This window comes from Pelomonas baiyunensis (assembly GCF_043555935.1).
GTDB lineage: Bacteria > Pseudomonadota > Gammaproteobacteria > Burkholderiales > Burkholderiaceae_C > Pelomonas > Pelomonas baiyunensis.
In genome coordinates, this window is record NZ_JBIGIB010000006.1 from 199,985 (window position 1) to 217,540 (window position 17,556).

A 17,556-nucleotide genomic window follows, 5' to 3' on the forward strand; every position below is an offset into this window, starting at 1 on the left:
AGATTAGATATCCGGCCAGAGCGGCTCGCACATGCTGCGCCGCATCGCCTCGATGAAATACCGCAAGCGCGCGGTGGGGGCGGGCGGGTTGGGGTACAGCAGGTGCACGGGCAGGTCCGGCCCGCGCCAGCGCGGCAGCAGGTGCACCAGGCGCCCCTCGGCAATGTCTTGCCGCACCGACCAGCCCGACACCAGCGCCGCGCCCAGCCCCAGCCGCGCGGCCTCGCGGGTGGCGTAGAGGCTGTCGGTGGCCAGCACGGGCCGGATGGCCAGGCGCTGGCGCACGCCGTCGTCGCGCGCCAGGTGCAGTTCGTGGCGGTAGAAGGTGGAAATCGCAATCCAGGGCAGGTCGGCCAGGTCGTCGGGCTCGGCCAGCGTGCGGCCGGCCAGCAACTCGGGCGAGGCCACCAGCACCCGGGGCACGCGCGCCAGCGGAATCGCCACCACCGCGCCCTCGGCCTGGCCGCCCACGCGGATCGCGCAGTCCAGCCCCTGCTCGATGAAGTTGGGCAGGGCGTCATTCAGCAGCCAGTCCACCCGCAGGCCCGGCGCGTCCTTCAGCGCGCGCACCAGCGGCGCAATCAGGTGCTCCTGCCCGAAGGCATGTGGCACCTGCACGCGCAGCAGGCCTTCGGGCCGGGCGGGTTCGGCCCGCAGCGAATGCTCGAACTCCTCCCACTCGGCGGCCAGCGCCTTGGCCCGGGCCAGCGCCCGCTCGCCAATGTCCGTCAGCCGCAGCGCGTGGGTGGAGCGCTGGATGAGCGGCTGGCCGAATTGCTGCTCCAGCGCCTGCAACCGCCGGCTGACCGTGGGCTGCGTGGTGCCCAGTTGCCGCGCGGCGGCCGACAGGCTGCCGGCTTCGACGATGCGGATGAAGGTCTGCATCAGCAGCAGGCGGTCAGACGGTTGGGCCATGCGCCAAGCGTATGGCAGTCAGTCGCCCGATGCGTCTAGCAGGGGCATTGGCCACCCGCCACACTGCCGCCCCGATGACTCCTGTGCCTGATGCGCCGCCCCAAGCGAGCGCGCCTTCTCCTGTACCTGCCTCCGTGACGTCCACTGTTTCTTCCACGTCGGCCCAGCCGACCCCGGCGCTGACGCCGGCCCTGACCTGGCTCCTGGCCACCGCCACCGGGCTGGCCGTGGCCTCCATCTATTACGTGCAGCCCTTGCTGGGCTTGCTGGCCACGCAGTTTGGCGTGGGCAGTGGCGCCATCGGGGTGCTGCCCACGCTGACGCAGCTGGGTTATGGCGGGGCCATCCTGCTGCTGTCGCCGCTGGGCGACCGGATCGACCGGCGCCGCATCATCCTGGTGAAAGCCTGCGCCCTGGTGGCGGCCTTGCTGTTTGCCGCCCTGGCGCCCGGGCTGGGGGCATTGAGCCTGGCGTGCGTGGCCATTGGCCTCACGGCCACGCTGGCGCAAGACCTGGTGCCCGCCGCCGCCACCTTGGCACCGGAAGCCGAGCGCGGCCGGCGGGTGGGGCAGGTGATGACGGGCCTGCTGCTGGGCATCTTGCTGTCGCGCGTGGCGGCCGGCGCGCTGGCGGCCTGGGTGGGTTGGCGCGCGGTGTACGGCGCTGCCGCCGTGGCCGTGGCGCTGTTGATTCCGCTGCTGGTGCGGCGCCTGCCGCGCTTCGTGCCGGCCACGCAGGCGCCTTACGGGCAGTTGCTGTGGTCCATGGGCGCGCTGTGGCGGCAGCATGCGGCGCTGCGCCGGGCGGCGGTAGCGCAGGGCCTGCTGTCGGTGGCGTTCAGCGCGTTCTGGTCCACGCTGGCCCTGGTGCTGGCGGGGCCGGAGTTCGGCCAGGGCAGTGCGGTGGCCGGCGCCTTCGGCCTGGCCGGCGCGGCAGGCGCCTTGGCAGCGCCCTTGGCCGGTGGGCTGGCCGACCGGCGCGGCCCGCAGGCGGTGATCCGCGCGGCGGCGGTGCTGGTGGCGGCGTCGTTCACGGTGCAGGCGCTGGCGCCGGCTTCGCTGGTGTTGCTCGCGGTGGTGGCGGTGGTGTTCGACCTGGGCGTGCAGGCGGCGTTGGTGTCGCACCAGAGCGTGGTGTACAGCCTGGACCCGGCCTCCCGCAGCCGGCTCAACGCCATCTTGGTGAGCAGCATGTTCGCGGGCATGGCCAGCGGCGCGGCGGCGGGCAGCTTCTTTCTGGCCCATGCGGGCTGGCGGGCGGTGCCCGCGCTGGGCGCGGCCGCGGCGGTGGGCGCCTGGGCAGTGGCCCGCCGGGGCTGATGTAGGTCACGGTCGCCAGAAAAACAAAGGGGCTCCGTGTGGAGCCCCTTGTCATGGGAGGTGTGGCTGCGGCCCGAAGGCCGCGATGCATCACGGCGTGGGCTTGGCTTCGGCCTTGCGTTCCACCGCCGTCTTGGAGGCGATCACCGGTTGGCCCTTGAGCTGGTTCAGGGCCTGGACCAGCGGGAAGTCTTCGGCAGAGCCGAACTCGGGCAGCGGCTTGAGCGGCTCGTTGCGCTTGGCGATTTCAGCTTCCAGCTTCTGGCGGGCTTCCTCGCGGGCCTTGGCGCGGGCTTCGTTCTCTTCCGATTCCGGGCCGTTGTTCAGGTGCTTTTCCAGGTCGGCTTCGCGGGTGCGCAGCGCGGCGAAGACATTGCCCTCGGCGGTTTCGTCCAGCAGCACGTCGGGCACGATGCCCTTGGCCTGGATGGAGCGGCCGCTGGGCGTGTAGTAGCGCGCGGTGGTGATCTTGAGCGCCGACTCCGGGCCCAGCTGGCGCACGGTTTGCACCGAGCCCTTGCCGAAGGTCTGCGCGCCCATGATGGTGGCGCGCTTGTGGTCTTGCAGGGCGCCGGCCACGATTTCGCTGGCGCTGGCCGAGCCTTCGTTCACCAGCACCACCAGCGGCACGTTCTTCAACGCGGCCGGCAGGCGCTTGATCGGGTCGTCACCGCCACGGCGGCGGTAGTCGTCCGGGTTGGCCTTGTAGGTGGCCTTGGACTCGGCGATCTGGCCGTTGGTGGACACCACCTCCACGTCCTTGGGCAGGAAGGCCGCCGAGATGGCGATGGCACCGTCCAGCAGGCCGCCCGGGTCGTTGCGCAGGTCCAGCACCAGGCCCTTGAGCTTGGGCTCCTGCTTGTAGATGTCTTCGAGCTTCTTGGCGAAGTCGTCCACCGTGCGGTCCTGGAACTGGCTGACGCGAATCCAGGCGTAGCCGGGTTCCACCACCTTGGCGCGCACGCTCTGCACCTTGATTTCCTCGCGCGTGATCGTCACGGGGAAGGTGCGGCTTTCGGCCTTGCGGTAGATGGTGAGGCTGACCTTGGTCGCCGGCTCGCCGCGCATTTTCTTGACGGCCTGGTCGATGCTCAGGCCGCGCACGGCGGTTTCGTCGATGCGGGTGATGAGGTCGCCGCTCTTGAGCCCGGCGCGGAAGGCCGGAGAGCCTTCGATGGGCGAGACGATCTTGACCAGCCCGTCTTCCATGCCGATTTCGATGCCCACGCCGACGAACTTGCCGGTGGTGCCTTCGCGGAATTCCTTGAAGGTTTTCTTGTCGAAGAACTGGGAGTGCGGGTCCAGGCCCGACACCATGCCGGCGATCGCGTCGTTGATCAGCTTTTTCTCGTCGACGGGTTCGACGTAATCGCTCTTGACCAGCCCGAACACCGCGGCGAGCTGCTGCATTTCATCCAGCGGCAGGGGCGAGAGGCTGCTGCGCGCATTGGCCTGGAGCTGCATCGTGGTGAGTGCACCCGCGACGGCGCCGAGGGCAACCCAACCGGCGACTTTCAATTTGGAGCTCATGAGGCGAGTCCTGTGTTCTACGGAAACCCTGCCGAAACTGCGGGGCAGGTGCGCCGAGTGTACTGGCCGCCTCTGCGCAGGAAGGCCGATTTACCCTGCGGAAACCCTTCATTCCGCCGGGGCAGTGACGGAATGCGCGGGCGTTACGACGCCTGCCAGGGGCCGAAAGTCATGGCCCGGGCGCCGTCAGCAGCGCAGCTTCTGCCCGGCCAGCTTGCACAGCCCCAGCGGCTGCCCGAGCGTGTTGTAGGCCTGAATCTGCCAACCCTCGGGCGTGGCGGTGAGCAGCGAGAAGCCGAACTCGGCGTGGCTCTGGAAGGTCTCCAGCTTCACGCGGGGCAGGGGCTGGCTGAGCAGGGCCAGGCTGGGCTGCAGCCGGCCCGAGGCCGACGAGCCGCCGTTGCCGATGACGAGGCTGGCGGGTTGGTTGGTGGAAAACCCCAGCAGCTCGTGGATGTGGATGTGGCCGTGCAGCGTGGCCTGCACGCCGGCGGGAAAGAGCCGCTCGCCGGACGCGTCTTGCAGCAGTGGCGTGAGGCCGGAGCGCGTGGCGGTGGGCACGCCGAGGGCCGACGGGTTGTACGCCAGGCTCGGGTGGTGGGCCACGAACAGGCTCTGCGTCGTGTTGCGCGACAGCTCGGCCACCTGGTCCAGCTGGGCGCGCCAGCGGGTCCAGGCGGGGGACTCCTTGGGCGGTGTTCGGGTGCCGATCTGGGACGAGTCGAACACGATGAGCTGGCTGCGGGGCGACAGCGGCACCGCGAAGGGCTCGGTGAAGTTGCCCGGGTTCAGGCCGCTGCCGCCACTGCCGTCCGCCAACAGGCAGCTGCGCGTGGGGCCGGGCTGGGCGTCGAGGTAGCGCAGCCAGCCTTGGCCCGCGCGGTTGCAGGCCTCGTGGTTGCCGCGCACGAACACCCAGGGCGCGGCGGCCAGCAGCGCGCGTGCGGGGCGGAAGAAGTCGGCCTGCCAGGCGTCGTCGCCGTAGCCCCAGGGGCTGCCGGCACAGCCGTCCTGCCCGGGCGGGCAGGGGCTTTCGCGGTAGTGGTAGTCGCCCACATGCACGACGAGGTCGGGCTGCAGCGCCAGCGCCCGCGCCACCACGCGCTGGAACGGCCAGGCGGTGCTGTCGTTGCAGGGCTGGAACTCGTTCTCGGAGGCCTTCAGGCGGCACCCGGTGTCACCCATCACAACGATGCGGCGCAGGGTGGTGCGCGGCGCTCGCAGCGTGACCGGGCCGACCTGCACCTGAGCCGCGCCGACCGGCCAAGCCGCCTCACACGCCCGCAGGTGGAATTCGCTGGGCGTGCGCTCGGGCTGGGTGTTGCCGGGCGGTGGAGGCTCCACGCCGGGCGCGCTGCGCTCGGTCATGGGCAGCAGCTGCCCGTCGGCGTGCACGTCAGGGCAGCGCGCTTCGTCCGTCAGGGCGCGGATCTGCCAGGCCGGCCCCGCCACGGCCTGAACCCAGGCCTGGAGTTGGCCGGTGTGGTCGGCCAGGTCCAGCTGGGGGGCCGGCGCGGGGGCTTTGCAGGCCGCCAGCGCAAGCGCAGCGGCCAGCCCAGCCCAGGAGGTGCGTGGGTTCATGGTGTGGGGCAGGTGAGCCACGCAAGCGTAGCCGGACGCCGGCCGCGGTGTCGCGGCCAGATTGCCGACTTCCCGCGAAATCCGAAGGCCTCAGCCCCAGTCCGTGCGCACCTCACATCACCACAGATCACCACAGCGCGGCTGCGCGCGGCGCACGGCCTGGCGTTAGCGCTTCAGCTCGTGGCGGCGGATGTCGCCCACCACGAAGAGGTAGCAGCACACGGCCACCAGCGCATTGGCCGCCACGAACACCAGGGCCGCATTGAACGAGCCGGTGCCCTGGATCAGGTAGCCGATGACGATGGGCGTGGTGATGCCGGCGGTGTTGCCGAAGGTGTTGAACAGCGCACCCGACAGGCCCGAGATCTCCTTGGGCGAGGTGTCCGACACCACCGCCCAGCCCAGGGCGCCCACGCCCTTGCCGAAGAAGGCGAGCGACATGATGGCCACCACCACCGCCGCACTTTCGACGTAGTTGCACAGGATCATGCTGGTGGACAGCAGCATGCCGATGACGATGGGCGTCTTGCGGGCCACGGTCAACGTCTTGCCCCGGCGCAGCAGGCCATCCGAAATCAACCCGCCCAGCACACCGCCCGCAAAGCCGCAGATGGCCGGCAAGGCCGCCACGAAGCCGGCGTTCAGGATGGACATGCCGCGCTCCTTGACGAGGTACACCGGGAACCAGGTCAGGAAGAAATACGTCAGCGTGGTGATGCAGTACTGGCCCACGTACACGCCCATCAGCATGCGGTTGGACAGCAGCTGCTTGATGTAGCGCAGCTTGGGCGTTTGCGGCGCAAAGCTCTGGCTCTGGTTGCCGGGCTGGTCCATGTGCACCAGCGCGCCGCCCTGGGCGATGTAGTCCAGCTCCGCCTGGTTGACGCTGGGGTGCGTCTTGGGCGTGAACACCGCCTTCAGCCACACCACGCTCAGCACGATGCCCAGCGCGCCCATCACCACAAACACCGCCGGCCAGCCGTAGGTGTGGGTGATCCAGCCCATCAGCGGTGCGAACAGCACGGTGGCGAAGTACTGGGCCGAGTTGAAGATGGCCGAGGCCGTGCCGCGCTCGTTGGCCGGGAACCAGCTGGCCACGATGCGGCCGTTGGCCGGGAAGGACGGCGCCTCCGCCGCCCCCACCAGGAAGCGCAGCGCAAAGAGCGCCACCACCGCGCTGCCCGCCGTGGCGGTGAACACCGTGATGCCGCCTTGGGCCAGCGTGAACACCGACCACAGGAAGATGCTGGCCGCGTACACCCGCTTGGAGCCGAAGCGGTCCAACAGCCAGCCGCCGGGCAGCTGGGCCAGCACGTAAGACCAGCCGAAGGCCGAGAAGATGTAGCCCATGGCCACCGAGTCGATGCCGAGCTCCTTGCTCAGCGCCGGGCCGGCGATGGACAGCGTGGCGCGGTCCGCGTAGTTGATGGTGGTCACCACGAAGAGCATGGCCAGGATGGCAAAGCGCTTCTTCGTGCGGGCCGCGGCGGCGGTGGCCGAGGACGTGGGGGTGGCCGGCGTCAGGCCGGGGGCGGTGGTGGTCATGGGTGTCTCCGAAGGGAAGGCAGGCCCGGCTTTCTGCGGCGCGGTGCCTGATGAGTCAGCGTCGGCGAGCCCGTTCAGGCTTGCGTGTAGGCGGTCTTGACGGTGGTGTAGAACTCGGCGGCGTGGCGGCCCTGCTCGCGCGGGCCGTAGCTGCTGCCCTTGCGGCCGCCAAAGGGCACGTGGTAGTCCACGCCTGCGGTGGGCAGGTTCACCATCACCATGCCAGCCTGCGAGTGGCGCTTGAAGTGCGTCGCGTGCTTCAGCGAGGTGGTGGCAATGCCGGCGGCCAGGCCGAAGGGCGTGTCGTTGGCCAGCGCCAGCGCGTGCTCGAAGTCGCGGGCGCGCAGCACGCTCACCACGGGGCCGAACACCTCCTCGCGGTTGATGCGCATGTCGGGCGTGGTGTCGGTGATGAGGGCCGGCGTCAGGTAGAAGCCCGGCGCGCCGTCGGCGTTGTGCTCCAGGCGCTGGCCGCCTTGCACGAGCCGGCCGCCGTCGGCCTGGGCGATGCCGATGTAGTCCAGGTCCTGGCCCAGCTGGTTGGCGTCCACCACGGGGCCGATGTCGGTGCCGGCCTTGCGGGCGTCGTCCACCTTCAGCGCCTGCATCTTCTCGACCATCGCGGCCACGAAGCGGTCGTGGATGCCCTCGGTCACGATGAGGCGGCTGGACGCCGTGCAGCGCTGGCCGGTGGAGAAGAAGCCGCTGTTCACGGCCGCGTTCACGGCCACGCCCAGGTCGGCGTCGTCCAGCACCACCATGGGGTTCTTGCCGCCCATCTCCAGCTGGAACTTGGCCATGCGCGCCGTGCAGGCGGCCGCCACCTTCTGGCCGGTGGCCACCGAGCCGGTGAAGCTGACTGCGGCGATGCGCGGGTCGTTCAGCAGCTTCTCGCCCACCACCGAGCCGCGGCCCATGACGAGGTTGAACACGCCCGCCGGCAGCCCGCTGCGCGACAGGATCTCGGCCAGCGCCCAGGCCGAGCCCGGCACCAGCTCGGCCGGCTTGAACACCACGCAGTTGCCCCAGGCCAGGGCCGGGGCGATCTTCCAGGCCGGAATGGCGATGGGAAAGTTCCACGGCGTGATGAGGCCGACCACGCCCACCGCTTCACGCGTCACCTCCACGCCCACGCCGGGGCGCACTGAGGGCAGGCTCTCGCCGCCCGGGCGCAGCGCCTCGCCGGCAAAGAACTTGAAGATGTTGCCCGCGCGCACGACCTCGCCGATGGCTTCGGGCAGCGTCTTGCCTTCCTCGCGCGCCAGCAGGTCACCCAGCTCGGCGCGGCGCGCCAGGATCTCGGTGCCCACGGCGTCCAGGATGTCGAAGCGCTGCTGCGGCGTGGACAGGCTCCAGGCCGGGAAGGCGGCGGTGGCGGCCGTGATGGCCAGCTCCGCTTGCGCGGCGTCGGCCTGCGCGTACTCGCCGATCAGGTCGCGCGTGTCGGACGGGTTGATGTTGCGGGCGACACCATGGCCGTCCAGCCACTCGCCGTTGATGAGGTTTTTGAACATGCGTGCTGCCGTGGGTCAGCGGTCCAGTGCGGGCCGCTTGGGGTTGAATTGCCAGCCGGGGAGGAGGTACTGCATCGCGGTCGCGTCGTCACGCGCGCCCAGGCCGTGTTGCTTGTAGAGCTGGTGGGCCTTCTCCACCTCCACCATGTCCAGCTCCACGCCCAGGCCGGGCTTTTGCGGCACCTGCACGTGGCCGCCGATGATTTGCAGCGGGTCTTTCGTGAGGCGCTGGCCGTCCTGCCAGATCCAGTGCGTGTCGATGGCCGTGACCTTGCCCGGTGCGGCCGCGCCCACGTGCGTGAACATCGCCAGCGACACGTCGAAGTGGTTGTTGGAGTGGCTGCCCCAGGTCAGGCCCCAGTCGCGGCAGGTTTGTGCCACGCGCACGCTGCCGGCCAGGGTCCAGAAGTGCGGGTCGGCCAGCGGGATGTCCACGCTCTGCAGCGACAGCGCGTGCGTGAGCTGGCGCCAGTCGGTGGCCACCATGTTGGTGGCCGTGGGCAGGCCGGTGGCGCGGCGGAACTCGGCCATCACCTCGCGGCCCGAGAAGCCGTCTTCCGCGCCGCAGGGGTCTTCTGCGTAGGCCACGATGCCGCGCATCTGCTGACCCAGGCGTATGGCGTCCTTCAGCAGCCAGCCGCCGTTGGGGTCCAGCGTCACACGCGCCTCGGGGAAGCGCTCGTGCAGTGCTCGCACGGCGTCCACTTCCTCGTCGCCGCGCAGCACGCCGCCCTTCAACTTGAAGTCGTTGAAGCCATAGCGCTCACGGGCGGCCTCGGCCAGCTTGACGATGGCTTCGGGCGTGAGCGCCACCTCGTGCCGCAGGCGGAACCAGGCGTTGTCGGCGTCGGGGGCGCTGTCGTAGGGCAGGTCGGTTTTGTTGCGGTCGCCCACGTAGAACAGGTAGCCCAGCATCTCCACCGAGGCCCGCTGCTGGCCTTCGCCCAACAGCGCCGCCACCGGCACGCCCAGGTGCTGGCCCAGCAGGTCCAGCATTGCGGACTCGATGGCCGTGACGGCGTGGATGGTGGTGCGCAGGTCAAACGTCTGCAGGCCGCGGCCGCCGGCGTCGCGGTCGGCAAAGGCTTGTTGGATCGTTTGCAGCAGGCCTTGGTGGGCGCCCACCGGCTGGCCCACCACCAGGGTGCGCGCGTCGTCCAGCGTCTGGCGGATCTTTTCGCCGCCGGGCACTTCGCCCACGCCGGTGCGGCCGGCGCTGTCGGTCAGGATCAGCAGGTTGCGGGTGAAGAACGGCGCGTGCGCGCCGCTGAGGTTCAGCAGCATGCTGTCGCGCCCGGCCACGGGCACGACGCGCAGGTCTCGAATGACCGGCGTGCTGGCGCTCATTGCGGCCCCAGCTTGGAGATCAGGGCGCCCAGCGCGTCCACCTCGGCGGGCTTGAGGTCGCTCAGCGGCGGGCGCACCGGGCCGGCGCTGTGGCCCACCAGCGTGGCGCCAGCCTTCACGATGGAGACCGCGTAGCCCTCGGCCTTGTTGCGGATGGCGATGTAGGGCAGGAAGAAGTCGCGGATCAGGCGGTCCGTCGTGGCGGTGTCATTGGCCGCGTGGGCGTTGTAGAACTCCATCGCCGTTTTGGGAATGAAGTTGAAAACGGCGGACGAGTAGACCGGGCAGCCCATGGCCTTGTAGGCCCCGGCAAACACCTCGGCCGTGGGCAGGCCGCCCAGGTAGGCGAAGCGATCGCCCAGCGTTTGGCGGATGGCGACGAACTTCTCGATGTCGCCCAGGCCGTCCTTGAAACCGATGAGGTTGGGGCAGCGCTCGGCCAGCACCAGCAGGCTTTCCGGCGTGAGCTTGCAGGCGCCGCGGTTGTAGACGACCACGCCGAACTTCACGCTCTTGCACACGGCTTCCACGTGGGCGATCAGGCCTTCCTGGCTCGCTTCGGTCAGGTAGTGCGGCAGTAGCAGGATGCCCTGCGCGCCCAGGCGCTCGGCCTCCTGGGCGTATTGAATGGCCACGCGCGTGCCGCCACCGGCACCGGCCAGGATGGGCGTGCGGCCGCGGCAGGTGTCCAGCGCGACCTGGATGACCTCGCGGTACTCGCCCGGCTCCAGCGAGAAGAACTCACCCGTGCCGCCGGCCGCGAACAGCGCCGAGGCGCCGTAGGGCTGCAGCCACTCCAGGCGGTCGGCGTAGGCGGCGGGGGCGAAATTCAGCTGCGCGTCGAAGTCGGTCAGCGGGAAAGACAGCAGACCGGCTTCGAGGACGGCTTTGAGTTCTTGGGGCGACATGGGCGGGTCTCCGGGTGAGAGGTGGGATGAGCTTCGACGACCGAAAGCCGCCGATGTTTTAAGTTGTAGGTCATCGTACAACTGTGGGTGAGTTGAGTGGCATGGGTGAAAACCCGCGACGCGAGTTTTCGGGCCGAGCGCTGGGCCGCTGCCGCGTGAGCCGTCAGCCCACCGAGGCCGGACGAGGGGCCTCAGCCGCCCTGCGGCGCCGCTCGCGGCTGTTGCTCAGGTGGGTGCGCATGGCCGCGCGGGCGGATTCGGCGTCTTGGCTGGTGATGGCGTCCAGGATGCTTTCGTGCTCGGCATTCACACGGCGCATGTAGGCCAGGCGTTCGGCGTCCATGTTCACCGAGGGTTCCAGCCGCGCCCGCGGAATGATCTGCGCCCCCAGCGTGCCCATCAGGTCCACGAAGTGGCTGTTCTGCGTGGCGCGGGCAATTTCCAGGTGGAACTGGAAGTCCGCCGCCACCGAGTCTTGGCCCGCTTCCACCGCGGCAATCACCGCATCCAGCGCCTGGCGCAGGGCGGTGAGGTTGTCGGCTGTGCGGCGTTGGGCGGCCAGGCCGGCGGCCTCGGTTTCCAGGCCGATGCGCAGTTCCAACACGGCAATCACGTCCTGCAGCGTGCTGAACTGCTCCGGGGTGATCTTGAACGAAGGCCCGTCGCCCGGGCCCAGCACGAAGGTGCCGATGCCGTGCCGCGTTTCCACCAGCCCGGCCGCCTGCAGCTTGGAAATGGCTTCGCGCACCACCGTGCGGCTCACCTCGAACTCACCCATGATGGCCGCTTCCGTGGGCAGTTTGTCGCCTGCCTGCAGCGTGCCGGCGCGGATGCGGTCACCCAGGGATTCGACCAATTCCAGGGCCAGGGTGCGGGGGCGGCGGCGAGGGGTGGGGGTGTGCATTCGCGGGTTTTCCCGGGGCTTTGAAGTGAGGGAGGCGTCTACAGTGGCGCAAGTTGTACGACAACTAGACGACGTACAACAAGACCAACCCGCACTTTAGCCACTCTGCCCCCGGACATGACTGCCGTTTCCACCCGCCCCCCGCTGACCCTGCGCATGCACGCCGAGGACAACGTCGCCATCGTCGCCAACGACGGTGGCCTGCCCGAGGGCGCGGTGCTGCCCGCCGGCGTGCCCGGCGCCGGCCTGGTGCTGCGTGACAAGGTGCCCCAAGGCCACAAGGTGGCGTTGGCGGACATCGCCGAGGGCGCCGTGGTGCTGCGCTACGGCGTGCCCATCGGCTATGCGCTGAAAGCCATCCCGGCCGGCAGCTGGGTGCACGAGCGCCTGCTGCAAATGCCGTCGGCGCGCGCGCTGGAGGGGCTGCCCATCGCCACCGTCAAGCCGCCGGTGCACACGCCGCTGGAGGGCTTCACCTTCGAGGGCTATCGCAACCGCGACGGCTCGGTCGGCACGCGCAACATCCTGGCCATCACGACGACCGTGCAGTGCGTGGCCGGCGTCGTCGCGCAGGCCGTGGCGCGCATCAAGGCCGAGTTGTTGCCGCTGTACCCCAACGTCGACGACGTCATCGGCCTGGAGCACAGCTACGGCTGCGGCGTGGCCATCGACGCGCCGGACGCCGTCATCCCCATCCGCACGCTGAAGAACATCTCGCTGAACCCCAACTTCGGCGGCGAGGTCATGGTGGTCAGCCTGGGCTGCGAGAAGCTGCAGCCCAACCGCCTGCTGCCGCCGGGCAGCTTCGCCATCGTCGACGAGCGCGGCGCGGAGGCCGGCCCCGAGACCGTGTGCCTTCAGGACGACGCGCACGTGGGCTTCATGTCCATGCTGGACGACATCCTGCAGACCGCGAAGCCGCATCTCGAACGTCTGAACGCCCGCCGTCGCGAGACCGTGCCAGCGAGTGAGCTGGTCGTCGGCGTGCAGTGCGGCGGCAGCGACGCCTTCTCCGGCGTGACGGCCAACCCGGCCGTGGGCTTCTGTGCCGACCTGCTGGTGCGCGCCGGTGCCACCATCATGTTCAGCGAGAACACCGAGGTGCGCGACGCTGTGGAACAACTCACCAGCCGCGCGGCCACGCCGGAGGTGGCCGAGGCCATCGTTCGCGAGCTGGGCTGGTACGACCGCTACCTCGACCGCGGCCGCGTGGACCGTTCCGCCAACACCACGCCGGGCAACAAGGCCGGCGGCCTCTCCAACATCGCCGAGAAGGCCATGGGCTCCATCATCAAAAGCGGCAGCTCGGCCATCTCCCATGTGCTGGCGCCGGGCGACAAGCTGCGGCGCGACCAGCGCGGCCTCGTCTACGCCGCCACGCCGGCCAGCGACTTCATCTGCGGCACGCTGCAACTGGCCGCGGGCATGAACCTGCACATCTTCACCACCGGTCGGGGCACGCCCTACGGCCTGGCCGAATGCCCGGTGGTGAAGGTGGCCACCCGCACCGACCTGGCCCGCCGCTGGCACGACCTGATGGACGTGAACGCCGGCCGCATCGCGGACGGCGAGGCCAGCATCGAGGACACCGGCTGGGCCCTGTTCCAGCTGCTGCTGGATGTGGCCTCCGGCCGCAAGAAAACCTGGGCCGAGCACTGGAAGCTGCATAACGCCTTGGTGCTGTTCAACCCCGCGCCGGTGACCTGAGCGCGTGTGATACTGCCCGCGCCCCGGTTGGGGGTGTGTTGCTGCGGGCCGTGTCATGCGCCATCCTTCCTCGCTCGTGGAGCCGGCCGATGCGGGCAGCCACGATGCCACGCGGGTCTTTGCGGGCCAGTCGCCCGGCGCTCAGATGCTGCGTCAGCACGACTGGGCCGCGTCTTCGCTCGGGCCCACCGAACACTGGCCGCCGGCCTTGCGCGCCGCCGCCACCTTGCTGGCCTCGTCGCCCGTGCCCAAGTGGCTGGCTTGGGGGCCGGAACTCACGCTGATCTACAACCCCGCCTACGCCGAGCTGCTGGGCGCCAAGCACCCGCAGGCGCTGGGTGCGTCGCTGCGCGAGGTGTGGGCTGAAGCGTGGCCGGTGATGGGCGACCTGGTGGCCGCGGCGCTGGCCGGCGAGGGCGTGTACCGCGAGCACTTCCCGTTCGAGATGGAGCGCCACGGCCGGCGCGAGCCGGCGTGGTTCACGTTCTGGTTCACGCCGCTGCACAACGAAGACGGCGCGGTGTGCGGCCTCATGGCCACGGTGTGGGACACCACCGCGCAAGTGCAGGCCCAGCAGGAGCTGCGCGACCAACGGGCCGCGCTGCGCCTGAGCGAGCAGCAGTTCCAGGCGCTGTTTGATCGCATCGACGAAGGCTTCTGCATCATCGAGTTCCTCGACGGCCCGCACGGCCCCATGAGCGACTACGTGCACGTGATGGCCAACCCGGCGTATCTCGCCAATGCCGGCATTGCCAACGTCGTGGGCCAGAAGGTGCGCGACATGGTGCCCGACGAGGCCGACGCCTGGGTGGACATCTACCGCCGCGTGCTGCTCACCGGCGAGCCGGTGCGCTTCGAGCGCGAGCTGGTGAAGACGGCGCGCTACCTGGAACTGGCCGCGTTCCGCATCGAGCCGCCGTCGCTGCGCCGCGTGGCGGTGCTGTTCCAGGACGTCACCTCGCGCCACCGCGCCGAGATCCAGCTGCGCGAGTTGAACGACACGCTGGAGCGGCGTGTGCAGGCCGAGGTGGCCGACCGCATGCGCATCGAAGACGCGCTGCGCCAGGCGCAGAAGATGGAAGCCGTGGGCCAGCTGACCGGCGGCATCGCGCACGACTTCAACAACCTGCTGGCCGTGGTGCTGAGCTCGCTGGACCTGCTGGGCCGCAAGTTCGTGGGCGAGGACCCGCAGGCCATGCGCTTCGTGGACGCCGCCCGCAACGGCGCCCGGCGCGCCGCGCAGCTCACGCAGCGGCTGCTGGCCTTCGCCCGCCAGCAGCCGCTGCAGCCTGAGCCGGTGGAGGTGAACCAGTTGGTGGCCGGCATGGCCGACCTGCTGCGCCATGCGCTGGGCACCGGCGTGGCGCTGCACACCGACCTGGCCGAGGGCCTGTGGTGCACGCATGTGGACCGCAACCAGCTGGAAAACGCGGTGCTGAACCTGGCCGTGAACGCACGCGACGCGATGGCGGGCGAGGGCGCCGGCGGCTCTGCGGCCGCGGGCGTGGACGCCTGGCTGCGCATCCAAACCGCCAACGTCGACCTGCAGCCCCGCGAGCCCGGCAGCCCGCCGGGGCTGGCCCCGGGGCCCTACGTGCGCGTGTCGGTGGCCGACAACGGCAGCGGCATGCCGCCCGAGGTGGTGGCGCGGGCCTTCGAGCCTTTCTTCACAACCAAGGAGGTGGGTCGCGGCACCGGGTTGGGGCTGAGCCAGGTTTACGGCTTCGTGAAGCAGTCGGGGGGCGACGCCTGCATCGAGTCCCGCCCCGGGCAGGGCACGGTGGTGCACCTGTTCATGCCGCGCCGCGACCCGGCCCCGGCGGATGCCAACCCGGTGGCCGCCGACGGCAGCGCCCCGGTGCCGCAGGGCCGCATGCGCGAGCTGATTCTGGTGGTGGAAGACGAGCCGGAGATGCGGGCCTTGTCGGTCGAGACCCTGCAGGAACTGGGCTACCGCGTGCTGCAGGCCGACAGCGGCCCCGCCGCCCTGCGCCTGCTGGACGCTCACCCCACGGTGGACCTGCTCTTCACCGACGTGGTGATGCCCGGCATGCACGGCCGGCAGCTGGTGGACGAAGCCCGCCACCAGCGCCCGGCGCTGCGGGTGCTGTACACGACCGGGTTCACCCGCCATGCGGTGGAACACAACGGCGTGCTGGAACCCGGCGTGCACCTCATCGCCAAGCCCTTCACGCTGGAAGACCTGGCCGCGCGGGTGCGCGAGGTGCTGGACGCCTGAGGCTGGCCGGGGGCCGAGCCCAGGCAGCGATCAGGCCAGATTCACGCGGCCAGTGCCTGCAGGCCCTCGCTCAGGAACACGCAGTCGCCATCAGCAAACACACGCACCTCGCCCGGGGCGAACGGCTGCCAGGCTTCGCCGTGGGTCAGCGGCTCGGTGGACACCAGCGCCATGCGGTCGGCCGGGTTGTTCACCGTGGCCAGGTCCACGGCCAGGTCGCCGTCGCGCAGGGCCACGTGGCCAAACGGCGGGCGGCGCTGCAGCCAGTGCAGCCGGGTGGAGGCGTGCGCCAGCATGGCGCGGCCGTCGGTCAGCAGCAGGTTGAAGCGGCCGTGCTCGGCCACCTCGTGGATCCAGGGCGTCAGCGTGGCGGCGAGTTCGGGCCAGTCGGGCAGGCGGTTACCGAAGTGCTGCTGCAGCCGCTGCATCAGCCAGCAAAAGGCGCGTTCGCTGTCGGTCTGGCCGGCGGGCGTGAAGCTGCCGTCCAGGGCCGGATGGAAGTCCTTCAGGCAGCCGTTGTGGGCAAACACCCAGGTGCGGCCCGCCCATTCGCGGCGAAAGGGGTGGCAGTTCTCCACCGCCCGCACGCCCTGCGTGGCCTTGCGGATGTGCGCCAGGATGTTGCGTGCCTGCACCGGGTGCTGGCCCAGGTGGCGGGCCAGCGCCGACTCCGCCGCGGGCGTGTCTTCCACCGTCACCTCGCAGCGCTCACCCTCGTGAAAGGCCACACCCCAGCCGTCCACATGGTCGGCGGTGCGGCCCCCACGGGCGGCAAAGCCGCTCAGCGAGAACGTGGCGGCAGCGGGTTGGCGGCTGTTGAGGGCGAAAAGCTCACACATCGGACGGGGGCGGAAGCGGTCGGTTCGGTGACAACGCCGCAAGTCTGCCGGCGGTGCACGCAAATCCCAACAACGCTTTTGTCAGATGCATATGCCTGTGAAGCGCATCACGGCCTGCCGAGGTGGCTCGGCCGGCGTCAGGGCGCGGGTTTCAGGAAGGGCGCCAGCCAACGCATCTGCGGTTTGTCTTTGCCGTCGGGCGTGGGTTCCAGTGACAGGAAATAGTCGCCCCAGGTCGGGCCGCCGGCCCACCACAGCCAGCCGGTCCAGACGTCGGCATTGGCTTGCAGGTGCTGCAGTGCGCCGCGCACCGCCTGCTCGCACACCGGGTTGGCGCCGCCGCCCAGTTCGCCCAGCAGCGCGCGGCGCTTGTGCTCGCGCAGCCAGGCGGTGAAGCGCTTGAGCCGCTCGGCGCCGATTTCGGGGCTCACGCAGTCGGCGTGGCCGCCCGACCCGTCGTGGTCGAAGTACTGGTGCACCTCGTACACCATGTGGTCCAGCGGGTCGCGCACCCGGCCCATGACCTCGGCGTTGGGCGTGCCGTACCAGGTGCGCTCGAACCAGCTCCAGGCGCCGGTGTAGCCGTTGCCCGGCACGGTGATGAGCTGGGTGGCGCCCGTGGCGCGGATGGCGTCAATCGCTGCCTGCGCCGCGTCGGCCCAGGTTTCGGTGGGCATGTTGCGGGGCTCGTTCACCAGGCCGAACTGCACGTTGGGGTTGGCCTTGAACTGCAGCGCCAGGCGCCGCCAGAAGTCAGCGAACGCCTCGATGGGCACTTCGGGCCGGCCCACGTGCACGTCCTTGTAGGCCGCGTAGTTGTGTGGGTCCAGCAGCACGTGCAGGCCGCGGGCGGTGGTGCCGTCCACGAATGCGCGAAGCCGGGCCAGTTCCGTGGGCTCCAGCTCGCCCATCAGCACGGGCTGCAGGCGCTCCCAGCGGAAGGCGATGCGCATGAGGTTCATGCCCTGGGCCTGGTAGTACGCGGTGCTGGCGACGCTGGGGTAGACGAAGTCTTTGCCGTGCACGCCGGGGAAGGGCAGCTTCTCGCCCCACTCGGCGCTGGAGAGGCTGATGCCGCGCCAGGGCAGGGGTTCCGTGGCCGGTGTTGCGGGCGCGGCGGACACCGTGGGTGCGGTGGACAAAAGCATGGCGGCCAGGCAGGCGCCGGCAAACAGTCGGGCGGTCATGGGGTCTCCAGAGGTGCGACA

At 70.2% G+C, this 17,556-nt stretch carries 13 protein-coding genes; 3 read left to right on the plus strand and 10 right to left on the minus strand.

Features of this window, described 5'->3' with window-relative positions; translation table 11 throughout:
- Positions 1 to 3: 3 nt before the first annotated feature.
- Complete coding sequence (locus ACG01O_RS19575) at positions 4 to 915, minus strand: LysR family transcriptional regulator (protein WP_394387092.1); 912 nt, start codon at positions 913 to 915, stop codon at positions 4 to 6.
- A gap of 74 nt (positions 916 to 989) precedes the next feature.
- Between ACG01O_RS19575 and ACG01O_RS19580 the strand changes: the two genes are divergently transcribed.
- Positions 990 to 2,234, plus strand: coding sequence for an MFS transporter (locus ACG01O_RS19580; RefSeq protein WP_394387093.1), 1,245 nt, complete (start codon positions 990 to 992; stop codon positions 2,232 to 2,234).
- A 90-nt stretch (positions 2,235 to 2,324) separates the two neighbouring features.
- Here ACG01O_RS19580 and ACG01O_RS19585 read toward each other — a convergent pair whose 3' ends face one another.
- From ACG01O_RS19585 to ACG01O_RS19615, 7 genes are all read right to left on the minus strand, one after another.
- On the minus strand, positions 2,325 to 3,764 hold the full coding sequence (locus ACG01O_RS19585; protein WP_394387094.1) for a S41 family peptidase: 1,440 nt from the start codon (positions 3,762 to 3,764) through the stop codon (positions 2,325 to 2,327).
- A gap of 186 nt (positions 3,765 to 3,950) precedes the next feature.
- Positions 3,951 to 5,345, minus strand: a complete 1,395-nt coding sequence (locus ACG01O_RS19590) for a metallophosphoesterase family protein (RefSeq protein WP_394387095.1) — start codon at positions 5,343 to 5,345, stop codon at positions 3,951 to 3,953.
- A 165-nt stretch (positions 5,346 to 5,510) separates the two neighbouring features.
- Positions 5,511 to 6,890 (minus strand): MFS transporter, encoded by a 1,380-nt coding sequence (locus tag ACG01O_RS19595; protein ID WP_394387096.1) that lies wholly within the window; start codon positions 6,888 to 6,890, stop codon positions 5,511 to 5,513.
- Between the two features lie 74 nt (positions 6,891 to 6,964).
- The gene (locus ACG01O_RS19600; protein WP_394387097.1) at positions 6,965 to 8,404 is read right to left on the minus strand and encodes an aldehyde dehydrogenase family protein; all 1,440 of its coding nucleotides are present in this window, start codon (positions 8,402 to 8,404) and stop codon (positions 6,965 to 6,967) included.
- A 15-nt stretch (positions 8,405 to 8,419) separates the two neighbouring features.
- Positions 8,420 to 9,751 carry a glucarate dehydratase gene (gudD, locus tag ACG01O_RS19605; protein WP_394387098.1) on the minus strand — a complete coding sequence of 444 codons (1,332 nt, stop codon included), beginning with the start codon at positions 9,749 to 9,751 and terminating at the stop codon, positions 8,420 to 8,422.
- Entirely contained in the window at positions 9,748 to 10,659 is a 912-nt protein-coding gene (gene kdgD / locus ACG01O_RS19610) for a 5-dehydro-4-deoxyglucarate dehydratase (RefSeq protein ID WP_394387099.1), read from the minus strand. The genes gudD and kdgD overlap by 4 nt, the downstream gene beginning before the upstream one ends.
- A 163-nt stretch (positions 10,660 to 10,822) precedes the next feature.
- Entirely contained in the window at positions 10,823 to 11,563 is a 741-nt protein-coding gene (locus tag ACG01O_RS19615) for a FadR/GntR family transcriptional regulator (RefSeq protein ID WP_394387100.1), read from the minus strand.
- A 117-nt stretch (positions 11,564 to 11,680) separates the two neighbouring features.
- Here ACG01O_RS19615 and garD point away from each other — a divergent pair, with 117 nt between their 5' ends.
- Together garD and ACG01O_RS19625 are read left to right on the plus strand one after the other, a co-directional pair.
- Positions 11,681 to 13,270 carry a galactarate dehydratase gene (gene garD / locus ACG01O_RS19620; protein WP_394387101.1) on the plus strand — a complete coding sequence of 530 codons (1,590 nt, stop codon included), beginning with the start codon at positions 11,681 to 11,683 and terminating at the stop codon, positions 13,268 to 13,270.
- A gap of 55 nt (positions 13,271 to 13,325) precedes the next feature.
- Entirely contained in the window at positions 13,326 to 15,509 is a 2,184-nt protein-coding gene (locus tag ACG01O_RS19625; protein ID WP_394387102.1) for a hybrid sensor histidine kinase/response regulator, read from the plus strand.
- 41 nt (positions 15,510 to 15,550) lie between these two features.
- Here ACG01O_RS19625 and ACG01O_RS19630 read toward each other — a convergent pair whose 3' ends face one another.
- Both ACG01O_RS19630 and ACG01O_RS19635 read right to left on the minus strand, forming a co-directional pair.
- A complete protein-coding gene (locus ACG01O_RS19630; protein ID WP_394387103.1) occupies positions 15,551 to 16,348 on the minus strand; it encodes a class II glutamine amidotransferase in 798 nt (265 codons plus the stop codon).
- Between the two features lie 137 nt (positions 16,349 to 16,485).
- Positions 16,486 to 17,535, minus strand: coding sequence for a glycoside hydrolase family 5 protein (locus tag ACG01O_RS19635; protein WP_394387104.1), 1,050 nt, complete (start codon positions 17,533 to 17,535; stop codon positions 16,486 to 16,488).
- Between the last annotated feature and the right edge of the window lie 21 nt (positions 17,536 to 17,556).